The 16,261-nt window shown below is 73.1% G+C and carries 11 protein-coding genes and 1 pseudogene; 4 read left to right on the forward strand and 8 right to left on the reverse strand.

What is annotated here, in order from left to right; translation table 11 throughout:
• Window positions 1-68: 68 nt before the first annotated feature.
• Window positions 69-278: a hypothetical protein gene (locus AB0D59_RS11660; RefSeq protein WP_362563839.1), complete on the reverse strand. Its 210-nt coding sequence runs from the start codon at window positions 276-278 to the stop codon at window positions 69-71.
• Between the two features lie 170 nt (window positions 279-448).
• Between AB0D59_RS11660 and AB0D59_RS11665 the strand changes: the two genes are divergently transcribed.
• Window positions 449-2,284 (forward strand): glycoside hydrolase family 15 protein, encoded by a 1,836-nt coding sequence (locus AB0D59_RS11665; RefSeq protein WP_362563841.1) that lies wholly within the window; start codon window positions 449-451, stop codon window positions 2,282-2,284.
• Window positions 2,285-2,287: 3 nt separating this feature from the next.
• Here AB0D59_RS11665 and AB0D59_RS11670 read toward each other — a convergent pair whose 3' ends face one another.
• From AB0D59_RS11670 to AB0D59_RS11690, 5 genes are all read right to left on the reverse strand, one after another.
• Window positions 2,288-3,592, reverse strand: a complete 1,305-nt coding sequence (locus AB0D59_RS11670) for a hypothetical protein (protein ID WP_362563843.1) — start codon at window positions 3,590-3,592, stop codon at window positions 2,288-2,290.
• 53 nt (window positions 3,593-3,645) lie between these two features.
• Window positions 3,646-6,282: a SpoIIE family protein phosphatase gene (locus tag AB0D59_RS11675; RefSeq protein ID WP_362564169.1), complete on the reverse strand. Its 2,637-nt coding sequence runs from the start codon at window positions 6,280-6,282 to the stop codon at window positions 3,646-3,648.
• Between the two features lie 182 nt (window positions 6,283-6,464).
• Complete coding sequence (locus tag AB0D59_RS11680; protein ID WP_362563845.1) at window positions 6,465-8,969, reverse strand: SpoIIE family protein phosphatase; 2,505 nt, start codon at window positions 8,967-8,969, stop codon at window positions 6,465-6,467.
• A gap of 228 nt (window positions 8,970-9,197) precedes the next feature.
• On the reverse strand, window positions 9,198-9,485 hold the full coding sequence (locus AB0D59_RS11685) for a DUF1232 domain-containing protein (RefSeq protein ID WP_362563848.1): 288 nt from the start codon (window positions 9,483-9,485) through the stop codon (window positions 9,198-9,200).
• A gap of 39 nt (window positions 9,486-9,524) precedes the next feature.
• Window positions 9,525-10,700, reverse strand: a complete 1,176-nt coding sequence (locus tag AB0D59_RS11690; RefSeq protein ID WP_362563850.1) for a hypothetical protein — start codon at window positions 10,698-10,700, stop codon at window positions 9,525-9,527.
• Window positions 10,701-11,060: 360 nt separating this feature from the next.
• Between AB0D59_RS11690 and AB0D59_RS11695 the strand changes: the two genes are divergently transcribed.
• Window positions 11,061-11,438 carry a PadR family transcriptional regulator gene (locus AB0D59_RS11695; RefSeq protein WP_362564171.1) on the forward strand — a complete coding sequence of 126 codons (378 nt, stop codon included), beginning with the start codon at window positions 11,061-11,063 and terminating at the stop codon, window positions 11,436-11,438.
• Entirely contained in the window at window positions 11,435-12,442 is a 1,008-nt protein-coding gene (locus AB0D59_RS11700; RefSeq protein ID WP_362563852.1) for a hypothetical protein, read from the forward strand. Before AB0D59_RS11695 ends, AB0D59_RS11700 begins: the two co-directional genes overlap by 4 nt.
• 98 nt (window positions 12,443-12,540) lie before the next feature.
• Here the strand turns inward: AB0D59_RS11700 and AB0D59_RS11705 are convergent, their stop codons facing one another.
• The gene (locus AB0D59_RS11705; protein WP_362563855.1) at window positions 12,541-13,905 is read right to left on the reverse strand and encodes an FAD-dependent oxidoreductase; all 1,365 of its coding nucleotides are present in this window, start codon (window positions 13,903-13,905) and stop codon (window positions 12,541-12,543) included.
• A 247-nt stretch (window positions 13,906-14,152) separates the two neighbouring features.
• Between AB0D59_RS11705 and AB0D59_RS11710 the strand changes: the two genes are divergently transcribed.
• Window positions 14,153-15,211 carry an NAD-dependent epimerase/dehydratase family protein gene (locus AB0D59_RS11710; protein ID WP_362563856.1) on the forward strand — a complete coding sequence of 353 codons (1,059 nt, stop codon included), beginning with the start codon at window positions 14,153-14,155 and terminating at the stop codon, window positions 15,209-15,211.
• Window positions 15,212-15,226: 15 nt separating this feature from the next.
• On the opposite strand, the pseudogene AB0D59_RS11715 reads toward AB0D59_RS11710, so the two are convergent.
• A pseudogene (locus AB0D59_RS11715) lies at window positions 15,227-15,580 on the reverse strand (C40 family peptidase); the annotation flags it as partial.
• Window positions 15,581-16,261: the final 681 nt, after the last annotated feature.

Raw genomic sequence — 16,261 nt, forward strand, 5'->3', positions numbered from 1 at the left:
GGTCCTGGGCCGGGGTGTTCCCCCCTCGGCCCTGGACCCGGCCCGAGCCCCACGTCAACCGACTCTCCTCAGGGCAGGAGCCTCTCGATGCAGTTCGGCCCCTCGCGCTCCATCTTCTTCCTGGCCCATTCCAGGGTGGCCGGGGTGACGTCCCGGCCCGACGCCATCACCAGGTCTTCGGGCGCCACCCCGGTGCCGGGGGCGCTGTGCAGCAGCGAGTCCGGGGTGGCGCGGTCGTCGGACGACCGTGACGCTTCGGGTTCTGAGGTGGTCGACATGGTCCCTCCTTCGCGGAGCGGGGTGCACACTCTCACAATTGCCCGCCCGGCCGCACCCCGCATCCCGAGCGGCCCGGGATCCTTGCCGCACCGGGTACCCGACACGGAAAGGAAATTATCCCTTTTAAGATGTAATGTGCCTATACATCCGTCCAGGGGAGGCCGCCTCGATGATCGAACAGCGGTTCTTTCAGAACGCGCCCGGCAGCCCCCGCTACCTGACGATCGCCGAGCACGGGCTGATCGGCGACCTGCGCACCGTGGCCCTGGTCGGCAGCGACGGCACCATCGACTGGTACTGCTGCCCGGCCTTCGACGCCCCCAGCGTCTTCGCGGCCGTGCTGGACGCCGAGCGCGGCGGCCACTTCGCGCTGGCCCCGGCCGTACCGGCCCGCACCAAGCAGTTCTACTTCCCCGACACCAACGTGCTGATCACCCGGTTCTTCACCGACGAGGGCGTCGGCGAGGTCCAGGACTTCATGCCGGTCGCCGGCGACTCCGGGGACTGCGAGCGGCACCGGCTCATCCGCCGGGTGATCTGCGTGCGTGGCACCGTCCCCTTCCGGGTCCGGGTCGCCCCCCGCTTCAACTACGGCGCCGACCCGCACACCCTGCGCCTGCTCGACGGCACCGCCCTGTTCGAGTCCGAGACGTTGTCCCTGGCGCTCACCGCCACGGTGGCCATGGAGAGCGACGGAGCGGACGCCCACGCCGACTTCAAACTCGGCGAGGGCGAGTCCGCGGTCTTCGCCCTCGATCAGGCCGGCGAGCACATCGCGCCCCGCGGCTGCGCCCATATCGAGGCCGAACGGCAGTTCGAGGCCACGGTCCGCTACTGGCGGCGCTGGCTGTCCCGGTCCCGCTACCGGGGCCGCTGGCGCGAGATGGTGCACCGCTCCGCACTCACCCTGAAGCTGCTCACCTACGCGCCCACCGGCGCCATCGTGGCCGCACCCACCACCAGCCTCCCCGAGCAGTTCGGCGGCGAACGCAACTGGGACTACCGGTATGTATGGGTCCGCGACGCCGCCTTCGCCGTCTACGCCCTGCTGCGGCTCGGCTTCACCGGCGAGGCCGAGGCCTTCATGAAGTTCCTGACCACCTGCATCACCCCCGGCGACGGAGCCGCCTCGGGGCCGCTGCAGATCATGTACGGCATCGACGGCCGCACCGACCTGCCCGAGCGCGAGCTCCCGCATCTGGAGGGCCACTGCGGATCCGCCCCGGTGCGCGTCGGCAACGCCGCGGCCGACCAGCTCCAGCTGGACATCTACGGCGCCCTCATCGACTCGATCTACCTCTACGACAAGTGGGCCCAACCCATCTCCAGCGGTCAGTGGGACGATGTCACCCGGCTCGTCGCCTGGGTTTGCGACCACTGGGACCAGCCCGACGAGGGCGTCTGGGAGACCCGCGGCGGCCGCAAGAACTTCCTCTACTCGCGCCTGATGTGCTGGGTCGCCATCGAGCGGGCGATCCGGCTGGCCAACCGGCGCGGCCTGCCGGCCGACCTGGCCCACTGGCAGGGTGCCAGGGACGCCATCTACCGGCGGATCATGGAACGCGGCTGGTCCGAGCGGCGCCACGCCTTCGTCCAGTACGAGGGCGGGGACGTCCTGGACGCCTCACTCCTGATGATGCCCCTGGCCAAGTTCATCGCCCCGACCGACCCCAAGTGGCTCTCCACCCTGGACGCCCTGGGCGAGGACCTGGTCTCCGACTCCCTCGTCTACCGCTACGACCCTCAGGCCAGCCCCGACGGCCTGCGCGGCGACGAGGGCACCTTCTCCATCTGCTCCTTCTGGTACGTCGAGGCCCTGGTGCGCGCCGGACGCGTGGACGAGGCCCGGCTCGCCTTCGAGAAGATGCTCACCTACGCCAACCACCTGGGCCTGTACGCCGAGGAGATCGGCCGCACCGGCGAGCAACAGGGCAACTTCCCGCAGGCGTTCACCCATCTCTCGTTGATCAGCGCCGCCTTCAACCTGGACCGGGCGCTCGGCTGACGGTCACGCGAAACGTGAACTGCGCACCGGGCCCGATGACTTGACGCGGGCCCGGTCGCCGATGAGCCAGCTGTCCCGGACGGACTCCGCGAACGCGGCGAACGCCTCGTCAGTGTCGGCGGGCCCCTCGCCGTCGCCCTCGTCGGGTGTCGCTTTGGCCCGGGCGATCTCGGCGGCCGGCTCCTCCTCGGGCCGCTCGTCGGCCGGCTCCCGCTCCGCCTCGCCGTTCTCGCCGACCCGCAGCCGTTCGCCCCACGGGGGCACCACCGACTGGTGCAGCAGACCGATGCTGTCGGCCGTGACGGACGGGGTGTCGGTCCAGCAGCTGGCGTGCTCGTGCAGCACCTGGCCCGGCGCGCGCTCGAAGAGGGCGCCGATGATCTCCGGGCCCGACGGATGTCCGGCCAGTTCGTTGAGGTCGTACGCCACGACGACGGTGTCCGGGCGGTCCGGCTCGAACGGCACCGCCGGCAGGTCCAGCACCTCGGCTGCGGCCAGGCCCAGGATCCGCGAGCCGCGGTCGGGCAGCAGGGACACCGAGCGCGGGTTCACCCGCGTCGTGGACAGCAGGATCGCCAGCCGGCGCAGGCCGGCCAGACACAGCGCGGGGCTGTCCTGGAGCCAGGCGTAGCGGCCCGCCATGCCGGCGGCGAAGCCGAACGGGGAGAGCGTGCCCAGCACCTGGCCGCCGATCACGTACTGCCAGTCACGCAGCCCCGACGGCTCGCCGAGGGCGGCGGCCCGCTCCAGCATCCGGGTCTGGCGGTCCCGCGTGGGCAGCCACTGCGCGTCCTCCGGCTCGGCCAGCAGCGCGTGCTGACGACGGGCCAAGTCGAGTTCGCCCGCCATGAGCGCGTTGTACACCAGCAGATACCGGTCCGGCCAGTCGGCGAACTCGCCTTCGTGCCGGGCCAGTTCGGTCATCGCCTCCTGGTGGCGCTCCTCGCGCTCGTACGCCGACACCAGCTCCCGCAGGACCGCCGGCGCACCCGGGTTGTGGTTCAGCACCGTGCGCAGCGGCGGGATCGCCAGGAAGGACAGGCCGCGTTCGACACACGCGTACCCGAAGTCGAAGAGGTTCCTGGCATGGTCGGGCCGGGCGGCGAGCGCGGCGGCGGCCTGTTCGAGGTCGTCGAAGCCGGCCGCCCGGGCGGCCCGCTCGACCACGAGGGCCACCTCGACGACCGGCGCGTCCTCCCCGGCGGCCCGCAACTGCCGTACCGCTCCGGGAAGATCCCCGGAGTCCAGGCACTCCCAGGCCTTGACGAGGTCGGCGGACTTGGGGCGGCGGCTGCGGCGCGAGAACATACCGGAGATCATCACCCACGGATGACGTGTCCTCAACACAATTGTGCGAGGGGTCAGGGCAGCGGCTGCTCCGCCCAGATGACCTTGCCGGCGGGCGTGTACCGGGTGCCCCAGCGTTCGGCCATCTGCGCGACCAGGAACAGGCCCCGGCCGCCCTCGTCGGTGCTCGCCGCGTACCGCAGATGCGGCGAGGTGGTGCTGGCGTCGGAGACCTCGCAGATCAGCGTCCGGTCGCGGAGCAGCCGTACCCCGATGGGCGCGCGGCCGTAGCGGATGGCGTTGGTGACCAGCTCGCTGAGGATCAGTTCGGTGGTGAACGACAGCTCGTCCAGGTCCCAGTCCGCGAGCTGACGGGTCACCTTGGACCGCACCTCGGAGACGGCCGCCGGGTCGGCCGGCACCTGCCACTCGGCGACCTGGTCCGTGCCGAGCGCCCGGGTGCGGGCGACGATCAGTGCCACGTCGTCGCTGGGACGGGCCGGCAGCCGCTCCAGGACGGCCGCGCAGGTCTCGTCGGGAGTGCCTCCGGCCGCCGACTCCAGGGCCCCGGCGAGCAGTTCGAGACCCTCGTCGATGTCCCGCTGCCGGTCCTCGACCAGCCCGTCGGTGTACAGGACCAGGCTGCTGCCCTCGGGCAGCTCCAGGTCGGCCGTCTCGAACGGCAGCCCGCCCACCCCCAGCGGCGGACCGGCCGGCACCTCCGGGAACTCCACACTGCCGTCGGGCCTGAGCAGCGCCGGCGGCGGATGACCGGCCCGGGCCACCGTGCAGCGCCGGGACACGGGGTCGTAGATCGCGTACATACAGGTCGCGCCCGTGACCGGGGCGGTACTGTCCGTGGGCGTCTCGTCCTGGTCGATACGGCCCACCAACTCGTCCAGCAGGCTCAGCAGTTCGTCGGGGGTCAGGTCGAGCGCCGCGAAGTTGTGCACGGCGGTGCGCAGCCGTCCCATGGTCGCCGCCGCGTGCAGCCCGTGGCCCACGACGTCCCCGACCACCAGCGCCACCCGGGCCCCGGACAGCGGCAGGACGTCGAACCAGTCGCCGCCCACGCCCGCCTGCGCCGGCAGATAGCGGTAGGCGATCTCCAGGGCGGTCTGCTCGGGCAGGCTGCGCGGCAGCAGGCTGCGCTGAAGGGCCACCGCCATGCTGTGCTCGCGGGTGTAGCGGCGGGCGTTGTCGATGGAGATGGCGGCCCGGGCCACCAGCTCCTCCGCGAGGGCGAGCTCCTCCGCGTCGAACGGCGCGAGCTTCTCCGAACGGCAGAAGTTGGCCAGCCCCAGCACCAGGTTCCCGGCCCGCAGCGGCACCGTGATCAGCGAGTGGATGCCGAACTCCAGGATCCGGCCGGTGAGCTCCACGTCCTGGGCCCGCCAGCCGGGCGCGTCCCGCAGCCTCGGCTCGACGACGGACTCACCGGTGTCCAGCGAACGGGCCTGCGGCGAGGACGGCACGAAGCGGATCCGCTCGCCGACCTGGTACAGCGGTGCGTCCTTGTGGAGCCCGCTGAACGCCACCCGGCGCAGCGCGTCCCCCGGCTTCGGCTCCTGGCCCCTGAGGACCGCGTCGTACAGGTCGATGGCGGCATAGTCCGCGAACCGGGGCACGGCCAGCTCCGCCAGTTCCTCGGCGGTGCGGGTGACGTCGAGGCTGGTACCGATGCCCACCCCGGCGTCGTACAGCATGTTCAGGCGCTCGCGGGCCACCTCGGCGCGCCCCGAGAGGGCGCGCAGCTCGGTGGAGTCACGCAGGGTGATGACGCTGCCGGGCGGGCCGCCGCGCACCTCGATGGGGCGCTGGTTGACGGCCAGCAGCCGGTCCTTGACCAGGTGCACCTCGTCGGTGGCCATCCTGCCCGAGGCGATCAGCTCAGCGGTGTCGCTGTCCAGGCCGAGGTCCCGGATCCGGCGGCGCTCGGCGTCCGCGGGCAGGTCCAGCAGACGCTGTGCCTCGTCGTTGGCGAGCATCAGCCGGCCGTCGCCGCCGACGATCAGCACCCCCTCCCGCACGGAGTGCAGCACCGCGTCGTGGTGCTCGTACATGCGGGTCATCTCGTCCGGTCCGAGACCGTGCGTCTGGCGCCGGAGCCGGCGGCTGACCAGTGCCGTGCCCGCCGTCGCCAGGGCCAGCGCGGCGGCGGCCGAGGTCAGCAGCAGCGGCAGCTGCTGGTCGGCGGCGCCGCCCACGTGCGCGGTGGTGATGCCGGCCGACACCAGCCCCACCACCTTGCCGTCGGCGTCCCTGACCGGGACCACGGCCTGCACCAGCTCCCCGATGGTGCCCTTGACCTCCTCGGTGACGGTGCCGCCGGCCAGCGCGGGCGCGATGTTCCCGACGAACTTCTTCCCGATGCGGTCCGGCTTGGGGTGCGTGTAGCGGATCCCCTCGGTGTTCATGACGACGATGAAGTCCACGCCGGTCGCCTTGCGGGTCGCCTCCGCCTTGGGCTGGAGCACGGCCGTGGGGTCGGGCAGCCGCAGCGCGGCGGCGGTGCCGGGCGCGTTGGCGAAGGACTGGGCGACGGCCAGGGACCGGTTGCGGGCCTCCGTGGTGCTGTCGTGCCGCACTTGGAGGACCTGTGCCACCACCGCCGACACGACGAGCAGCAGCACGATCACTACCTGCAGCATGAACACCTGCCCGGCCACGGTGCGACCGCTGTGCGCCGACCACCGCCGCCCGGAGGGCATGTGCCCGGGCCGGGTCGCCGTCTGCTCCCGCTCTGCGAGCGGCGCGCGCGGAGTCCCGGAAGGGGGCGGCCGAGTGTCGGACCGGCCGGGCAGACGGACCATGAGCCCATGTCTACACTGCCCGGCCCTGCGAGGCGAGAGGGTCTCAGGAGGTATCCGGCTCGATTGCCGGTCGTGCCGTGTCACCGGCGGTCCCGGGACGTCCGGCGGCGGGTGGCGAGCAGCAGTGCCACGTCGTCGGGGCGGTCGGCGGCGTGCCGGGCCGTGGCGGTGAGCCGGTCGGCCACCCCGGCCAGCGAGCGGCCGCCGCGCCGGCCCGGCGCCGACCCGGCTCTCGCCAGGGCCAGCCGCAGCGCTGTGATGCCGTCGTCGATGTCCTCGCCCGGCCGCTCCACCAGCCCGTCCGTGTACAGGGCCAGGATCGCGTCCGGCTCCAGCTCCAGTTCGGTCACCGGGTACCGGGCGCGCGGGTCCACGCCGAGCACGACGCCGCCGGCGATGTCCACGACGCGGGTGCGGCCGTCCGGGGCACGCAGCAGGGGCGGCGGATGACCGGCCCGGGCGACCCGGGCCAGCCCGGTGGCGGGGTCCAGGCGCAGATAGCAGCAGCTGGCGAACTGGCCCGGGTCGAGGTCGATGAGCAGATGGTTGGTACTGCTCAGCACCTCGTCGGGCGGCCGGTCGCCGAACGCGAACGCCCGTACCACGCTGCGTAGTTGTCCCATGGTGGCCGCCGCCTGCACCCCGTGCCCCTGGACGTCCCCGATGACCAGGGCCAGTCCGTCGCCGGCCTCGACGACGTCGTACCAGTCGCCGCCCACGTCCATGCCCTGGGTGCCCGGCAGATACCGGCCGGCGGTCTCCACCTGCGGGTGTACCGACAGCCGACGGGGCAGCAGCGCCTGCTGGAGGCCGCGGGCCAGGGCCGCCTCGGTGTCGTAGCGCTGGGCCCTCTCCATCGCGTGGGCGATCAGGCCCGCGAGCGCCGTGAGGACGGTGCGCTCCTCGGTGGTGAAGCCGCGCTCGACGTCGAAGCCGAGGATGCAGGTGCCGACCGGGCGCCCGGAGGCGATCAGCGGCAGGAAGGCGCGGGCACCCACGGCGGCGTCCAGGGCGAGGTCCGGGTAGGTGTCCGCCAGCTGCCGCATCGACTCGAAGAACAGCGGTCTGCCGGTGGTGAGGGTCTCGACGCCGGGGATGCGGGCGTCGAGACCGACCCCGTCGAAGGGGGCGAGGAAGCCCTGCGGGAAGCCGTACTCCCAGGCCAGGTAGAGATGCCGGTCCTGGAGGAGGTAGATGGCCAGCCGGCCGCCGCCGAAGGCCGGGAGCAGTTCCTGCATCACGACCGCCGACACCTGCCGGGCGGTCACCGCGTCGGTCAGCGCGATGGCCAGGGCGATCGGCCGGTACAGCGGGGCCGCCGAGGGGCCGCCGACGGAGGCCGGACCGCCCGCCGCACCCGGCTCCGGCGGGCTGGGCAGGTGTACGGCCGGGTCGATCCGGTTGACGGGGACGACCGTGCCGGTGATGAGGTCGGGACCCGGGTGCAGGGACAGGGCGAGCCAGTCGCCCTCCCCGGTGTCCCCGTGGCGGACCTGGAAGTGCACCGGGTCGGGGGCGAGCAGCGCACCGCGCCAGTGGTCGTCGTACGGCGATCCGCTCAGCCACGGCATGGCCTCCCACACGGGCCGGCCGAGCAGCTCGGCGGGCGGCCGGCCCGTCAGGCGGGCGGCGGCCGGGTTGACGTAGTGGAGCAGCCCCGAGCGATCCAGGCAGAACACGCCCTGGGGGAGCAGATCGGCCACTCCGTCGGCGGACCCGACCGGGCCCGGGTCCACGACGATCCCGGAGACCAGGGTCGGGTCCGCGGCGCCGGGCGGCGACCACAGTTCCAGCAGGCGCGTGGCGCCGTCCGCGGCCCGCACCCGCAGCGGGGACTCCGGCGGCCGGCCGGCCGCGGTCTCACGGAGCGCGGTCAGCACCTGGTGGGCGTCGGCGGGCGTCACGGCCGCCGCCAGCTCGGCGCCGGTGGCGGGGAAGTCCTTGGGCGCCACGCCGAGCAGGGCGTGCAGCCGGTCGTCCGCGCGTACCGCCGAGGTGGCCGGGTTCCAGGTGAAACGGCCGGCCCGGGCCGTCCCCGGGCACGTCGCGGGCGGGCGTACGCACACCGGCTCGCCCTCCCAGGCGACCGCCGCCTCCCCCTCCTCGGCCACCAGCTCGCGCAGCCCGGCCCCGAGGTCCTCGGCCAGCCGGCCCAGGTGGTCCAGGCCGGGCAGCTCGTCCTCCGTGTCCGGGACCGCCGGACGCAGCACCGTCAGCACCCCGAAGGACGGCGCCGCCCCGGGCACGGGCGTGTACACCGACCCGAACTGGAACGGCAGACCGGCCGCGAACTGGGGATAGCGGCGCACCATTTCGGTGGCGTTCGGCAGCACCACCCGCACCCCGAGCCGGTAGGCGTCCGCGACCGGGAACGGCCGGTCCATGTGCAGCCGCCACCAGGGCCTGAACAGCGGGCCGGGCAGCCCCACCAGCGTCGCGAGCCGCAGCAGACCGGGGGTGCCGGAGCGCAGGTACACCCCGGCGACGTGGCCGCCCGCCGCGTCCAGGGCGCCGGTCGAGGCGTCGACCAGCAGCGCGGTCAGCCGTTCACGCGCCCGGCCCAGGTGCTCGCCGCTCCCAGTCATCCGGTCCTACCTCGTCCGTGCACCGCCGGGTGGGGGACACAGCAAGAATGCGCCACGACGCCCACGGAACGCACCCGGGCGGCACCGACCGGTCGGTCCTCGCTGAGTGCCGGCCCGGCCCCGCCGACCGGGCGGTCGTCCTCCCGGGCGGTCGTCCTCCCGGGCGGTCGTGGAGGGAGCGGACACCGGTGCACGCGGCCCGCATCACCCCGTCGTGCCCCGGGCGGCTCAGAGTTCGGGATCCTCCGCCGGCAGCACCCGGGCGGCGCGCATCGAGCGCAGGGCCAGCAGGAGGACGCCGATGTCGTCCAGGTAGATCGGATCAGGGAGCAGGTCGGTCGGCAGCACCAGATATAGGACGGCGCCCCAGAACACCCAGCGCGGTCCGGTGGGCAGCCCGGCCCGGCGCAGCGTGCGCCGGGTACGGATCAGTCGTACGAGCACGGTGACCGCCCCGGCGAGCAGGGCCGCCGCGACGATCGCGCAGATCACGAGCACGGTCGGGGTGGTGTCCATGGCTGTCCTGTCGTCCCGCCCCGGTCCGGCCCGGGGTTCTCACTGGTCCGTCTTCCCGGTTTCGTCGTCGGGCATGGCCGTCGGTTCGGCATTCTCCTTCGGCGGTCGCAGGCCCTTGAAGACCCGGGTCAACTGCTGCAGGGGGGAGGCGGGTTGGGCCGTGGGCAGGGCGGGGGACGGTGTGTCGCGGAGGGCGGCGAGCGCCTCGTCGGCCCGTTCGGCGGCCTCCCGGTACAGGTCGCGGGACCTGGTCATGGCCTCCAGGGCCTCGGCGTACTGCGCGACCCGCTCGCGTTCGCGTGCGAGCTCCTCCTCCAGCGTCATCAGGGTCCAGTTGTCGCGCAGATCGGCCAGCGCCTCCCCGGCGCCCTGCGGCGCGGGCTTGGGCAGTGCGGCGAACCGGCTGAGGGCGGCGATCAGCTCGGTGGACTCCGAGCCGTCCAGGAAGACGCTGCGCACCGCGTACTCCCGCGCGTCGTAGCCGGACGGTGCCGGGTCCGGGGGCAGCAGGACGGCACCGCCGCGCGGCACCTCCACGCCGAGGTCGCGTACCGCCCAGTTGACGGCACGGAACTGCTGGGGTGTCGCCCGGTGCTCCACGACACGGTGGGCGAGACCGGGCGGCAGCTGCCGGACCAGCGGCAGCCGGCCGAGCGCGTCGGGCGTCATCGCCTCGTGCACCACGAGGTTGACGCACCAGGCGTCCTTCGCGGCGTCGCGCAGCACCCGCCGCATGTCCTTGTCGTCGGCGGGCAGCGGGTTGACCGTGCGCAGCCGCAGGCCCGCGACGGCCGGGTGGTAGTCCCAGGCGGCCTCGCCCCCGTCACCGGCCTCGTCGCCGTCGGGCCAGAACATCGTCGCCGGGGAGGGCCACGCCTCGTCCCAGGGCCGCTCGGCCTCGGCGACGAGCCGCCACTCCCGTCCGGCCTGCCGCGTTGCGAGGGTCAGCCGGGCGCGCACCGTCACCGTGCCGTCGTCGACGCGCCAACGAGACTCGAAGATCCGCGGACCGGCCTCCCCGGGCACGGTGGCCTCCCCGGGCACGGCGGATTCGGCGGGCACGGTGGGTTCGGCGAAGTCGTCGAGGGCGCCGGTCTCCTTGCGGCGGCGCAGGATCCGGCGGATCACCTCCTCGGAGTCCGGGCCCGTGTGGCGGCCGCGAGCGGGCCAGACGGTCGGCGGAAGGACGGCGCGGTCGGGGGCGGAGTTCGACATGGGCCAATCTGCTGATGGGAGCAAGGTGTGCGTTCCAGTATCACCGCCCGGGAGCGTGTCCCACAGGGCGGGGGCCGCCCGCGCACGGCGAATGCGCCCCGCACCCGGGGTGTGCACCGTGTGCGTCGTACGACTCCGGTTCACCCGTGTCCCTGACCAGGCGGATTCCGGACAATGGTGCGGCGAACGGGGCCCGCTCGTCCATCCGCCTAGAGGCGGGCCCCGTTCACCGTGCCGGTCCTGTTCACCGTGCGGGACTTCCTCACCGGGTTGACGGTGAGCCGTCCGTAGCAGCCGATGCCGCATGGGCTCGATATATATCGGCAGCCGATATATTCTGGCTTCATGGCATCGAAGAGCATGACCCCGGCGGCGTTCTTCGTCCTCACCGCGCTCGCCGACCAGCCGCGGCACGGCTACGGCATCCTGCGGGAGATAGCGGAACTCTCCGACGGCGAGGTGCAGTTGCGCGTCGGCACCCTGTACGGCGTGCTGGACCGGCTCACCGCCGACGGCCTGATCGTGCTGGACCGGGAGGAGGTGCAGCAGGGCCGCCTCAGGCGCTACTACCGGCTCACCGACGACGGCGTGGCCGCCCTCGACGCCGAGGCGGAGCGGATGGCGGCCGGTGCCGGCGCCGCCAAGCGCCGTATCGCCGAGGGCCGCCGGGCCGCGAAGCCGGCCGGCGCCGCCCCCGAACCCCCCACCGCACCCGGACTCGCGGGAGGCCTGGCATGACCCCCTCGCTGCTCGAAACCCGCTACCGCACGGTCCTGAGGTTGCTGCCCGCCTACTACCGGCGCGAGCGGGAGGAGGAGATGGTCGAGACCTATCTGTGCGACATCGACCGTGACACCCAGGACCAGAGCCGGCCCGCCCTGGGCGAGGTGGCCAGCATCGCCGCCCTCGCCGTACGCAGCCGGATGGGCGCGGCCGGGTCGCCCCGGAGCTACGAGGTGCTCGGATCGGCCGTCCGGCTCTTCGCGCTGTCCGCCGTCCTCGTCCAGGCGGCCGCCGCCGTCGTGGACGACGCCCTCGACCTCACCTCGTCGACCACCCGGGGGCCGACCCAACGGCACTGGTTCCTCGCCCAGTTCACCGATCAGGGGCTGCTGCACGGGGCGGTCGCGGCGGCCCAGTGGACACTGCCGCTGCTCTGGGCGGTCGCCTACTTCGCGCTGCTGCACGACCGGCACCGGCTCGCCCGGACCGCGGCACTGCTCGCCGCGCTGCCCACGCTGTGGCCCCTGGCCGTCCCCCTGATGGACGAGACGGCCCGGCCGGACCCCGCGTTCGCCACCGCCTCCGGACTGCTGGCCTGGCTGTCGGCCCTGGCCCTGTGCGCCGCGTACCACCGCGACGCACCGCCCGCCCGGCTGCCCGCCGGCTCGCCCGGACTGGTCTTCCTGGCCTGCTGTGTGGTGATGGGCGCCTGCAACGTCCTCGTGACCACCGTCACCGATCTGGCCTGGAGCCCCGCCACCGGCTTCCTGGCGGGCGGGCTCGCCTGGCTCCTGCTGCGCACCCGGCGGCCCGGCTCCGGCACACCCGGCGGTGCGCTCGCCCTCGCCGCGCTCGGCCTGCTGATCCTCGGGGTGCGCGCCGCCTCCCTGGCCCTGTGGATCGGCGTCCCCGTGCCCGCCGAGTTCCTCCGCGGCGGACTCGTCCAGACGGGCGCGCTGGCCCTGCTGACGGCGGCGCTCGCGATCGTGGGAGGGCGCGACCTCGCGGCCCGCCGGTGAACGCCGGAGGGGGGCCGACGGCGATCGTCGGCCCCCCTTTTCGAGAGGTTCTTCGAGAGGTTCCTTCGAGGAGTTCCTCCGAGCGGTTCAGCGTCGCGTCACGCGCCGCTCTCCCGGAGCATGTCCTCGCGCTCGACGAGCTTCACGCGCTCGCGGCCCTGCGGCTCGCCCAGCGCCCGCTCGGCGGCGTCCAGCTTGTACCAGCCCTCCCAGGTGGTGAAGCGGACGTTCCGCTCGGCGAGGAAGGCGTCCACGGCCTCCGGCGCGGGCGACTCGGGGGTGTGCAGCCGGCCGCCCGCGTAGTCGTCCAGCAGGTTGGAGACCGTCTCGTTGGCGTCGCCCTTGGTGTGGCCGATCAGACCGACCGGGCCCCGGCGGATCCAGCCGGTGACGTACGTGGACTGGAGGTGGTTGCCGCTCTCCTCGATGACCCGGCCGCCCGCGTCCGGAACCGTGCCCGAGTCGATGTCCCAGGGCAGCTTGGGCAGCTTGTCGGAGAGGTAGCCGACCGCGCGGTAGACCGCGCCGAGCTCCCAGTCCTTGAACTCCCCGGTGCCCTTGACGTTGCCGGTGCCGTCCAGGGCGGTGCGCTCGGTGCGCAGGCCGGTGACCTTGCCGTCCTCGCCGAGGATCTCGGTCGGCGACTCGAAGAAGTGCAGGAAGAGCTTGTGCGGGCGGTCGCCGGCATCGCGGATCGCCCAGTTCTCCAGGGTCTTGGCGACCATGTCGGCCTGCTTGTTGCCGCGCCGGGTCTCGATCGAGCCCTCGTCGTAGTCGATGTCCTCGGGGTCGACGATGACCTCGATGTTGGGGGAGTGGTCCAGCTCCCGCAGCTCCATCGGGGAGAACTTCGCCTGCGCCGGACCACGGCGGCCGAAGACGTGCACCTCGAGGGCCTTGTTGGCCTTCAGGCCGTCGTGGACGTTCGGCGGGATCTCGGTCGGCAGCAGCTCGTCGGCGGTCTTGGCGAGGATGCGGGCCACGTCCAGGGCCACGTTGCCGACACCGAGGACGGCGACCTTCTCGGCCTCCAGCGGCCAGGTGCGCGGCACGTCCGGGTGGCCGTCGTACCAGGAGACGAAGTCGGCGGCGCCGTAGGAGCCGTCCAGCTCGATGCCGGGTATGCGCAGTTCGCGGTCGGCCGTCGCGCCGGTCGAGAAGACCACCGCGTCGTAGAAGGTGCGCAGGTCGTCGAGGCTGATGTCGGTCGGGTAGTCCACATTTCCGAAGAGCCTGATCTGCGGCTTGTCGAGCACCTGGTGCAGGGCCGTGATGATGCCCTTGATACGCGGGTGGTCGGGGGCCACGCCGTAACGGATCAGGCCGAAGGGGGCGGGCATCCGCTCGAAGAGGTCGACGGACACGCCGGGCTCGGCGGCCACCTCGGACTTGAGCAGGGCGTCGGCGGCGTAGATCCCGGCGGGGCCGGCTCCGACGATGGCTACCCGCAGGGGGCGCGGCATGATCAGGTTCCCTTCGAGTGAGGACAATCGATCTCGAAGGGGAAGCCTAAGCTAAGGCAGTCCTAAGTTAGTACGCGGGTCCGGTCTATGACCTCATAAGCCGACCTTATGGCTTGTGTCGGGTCCCGCTTATGGCCAGGAGACGGTACAGCTCTCCTCCCGGTGCTTGGCGGGCGCCCCGGGCGTGCACCAACCTGTCCTGTGCGGCGCACCGAGGCGCGGTGGCCACAGGGCGAGGGGTGAGAGCGTGGACGCACGCGAGGAGACGACCGTCGCGGTCACCGGCGGCAGCGGATTCGTCGGCAGCCATCTGGTGCGCAGGCTGCTGGAGCGGGGCTACCGGGTGCACGCGACCGTCCGGCGCGGCTCCGCCGCGGCCAAGGTCCGGCCCCTGTGGGAACTCCAGGAGGCGTTCCCCGGCCGACTCGCCCTGTTCGAGGCCGACCTGCTCAAGGACGGCTCCTTCGACGAGGCGTTCCGCGGCTGTGCGACCGTCTTCCACGTGGCCTCGCCGTTCCTGATGCCGGAGCGGATCAAGGACGGTCAACGCGACGTCGTGGACCCGGCGTTGCTGGGCACCCGCAACGTGCTGGCGAGCGTGGACCGTACCCCGGACGTGACGACCCTGGTCTTCACCTCCACCGTGGGCGCGATCTTCGGCGACTACTCCGACGTCCGCGAGATGGCCGGCGAGATCCTGACGGAGAAGTACTTCAACACCACCAGCACGGTGGCCGGAAACCCCTACCACTACGCCAAGACGGTCGCCGAACGAGCCGCCTGGGACGCCGAGGCCGCCCAGGACCGCTGGCGCATGGTCGCCGTCAACCCCGGCCTGATTCTGGGCCCTTCGCTCACGCCCGCCTCCGAGTCCGGCAGCCTCTTCCTGCTGGACGAGCTGTTCAAGGGCTACTTCTGCTACGGCGCCCCGGACTTCAGCTTCACCACCGCGGACGTCCGTGACGTGGCCGACGCGCACATCGCGGCGGCGGAGAACCCGGCGGCGGGCGGCCGTTACATCGTGGCCAACGAGACGATGACGTCCTTCCACGAGATGTCCAGGATCATCCGCAGCCGCCGTCCCTGGGATCCGCGTCTGCCGCGCACCGCGCTCCCGCACTGGCCGGTACGGATCCTCGGCCCGTCCTTCGGCCTCACCCAGGACTACATACGCAAGCACCTCGGCATCCGCTTCCGCGTCGACAACAGCCGGAGCATCCACGAACTGGGCCTCACCTACCGGCCCGTCGAGGAGACCCTCCTGGACCACCACGAGAGCTGGCGCACACGGCGGCGGAGGGTCTGACCCCGGCGGCAGGGTTCAGGCCGGGCGGACCACCCGGTGGATCGCCGACTCCCCGGCGTTGTAGATCGACTCCTCGCGGATGGAGGCCCCCGGGCTCGGCGCGTGGACCATCAGGCCGTTGCCCGCGTAGACCCCGACGTGGCTGTCGTTGTCGAAGAAGAAGACCAGGTCACCCGGCTCGATGGCGGCCAGCGTCAGCGGGGTGCCGGCGAAGGTCTGGTCCGGCGCACTGCGCGGCAGCGACACCCCCGCGGCACGCCAGGCGGCCTGGGTGAGGCTGGAGCAGTCGTACGACTCCGGACCGGTCGCTCCCCAGACACAGGGCCGCCCGATCTGCGCCCGGGCGAACGCCAGCGCCTTCATGGCCTTGCCGGGCTCGGCCGCGGCACCGGGCACCAGGAAAGTGCCGGTGTCGGTGACGGCGCCGGGCGCGAAGGCGGCCGCGGCGGCGGCCGGGGGCGCGGTGGGGAGCGGAGCGGTGACCACGGGGGGCGCCGTCGGGACGGGGGCGGTGACCACCGGGGGCGCCGTCGGGACGGGGGCGGTGGGAAGCGGGGCCGGGGCGACCGGGGCTGCGGTGGCCATCGCCACAAGGGGCGCGGGCATCGTCGTGGGAGACGCCATCATCGCCCACGGAGGGTCTGTCACCGCCGTGGGGGACGCCATCATCGCCCACGGAGGGTCCGTCACCGCCGTGGGTATCACGGCCGTGGGCATCGGCGCCTGAGGTACGGACATCGCCGGGGCGGTGGCGTAGGGGGCGGCCGCGGGCTGCATTCCGGTGGCGTAGGCGCCCAGGTCGGCGGCGGCCGCGCCGGGGAAGGCGCCGGTACCGAAGTCGGCCGACGGCATGGCGGCGGGGGCCGGCATGGCGTACCCGGCGGTGGGATAGACGGGCTCCGCGGCGGCCGGCGGTGCGCTGACGTAAGCGGCGGTGGCGGCCGTCGCCATACCCGGGAAGGAACCGGTGTCCATCGGGCCCGCGACGGGCACGGCGGACATGGCCGGCGCGGCGTTCGGGAAGGCGCCGGTGTTCGTAGAGGTCGCGGT

It is taken from the genome of Streptomyces sp. NPDC048417, assembly GCF_040651615.1.
In the GTDB taxonomy this organism is placed as follows: Bacteria; Actinomycetota; Actinomycetes; order Streptomycetales; family Streptomycetaceae; genus Streptomyces.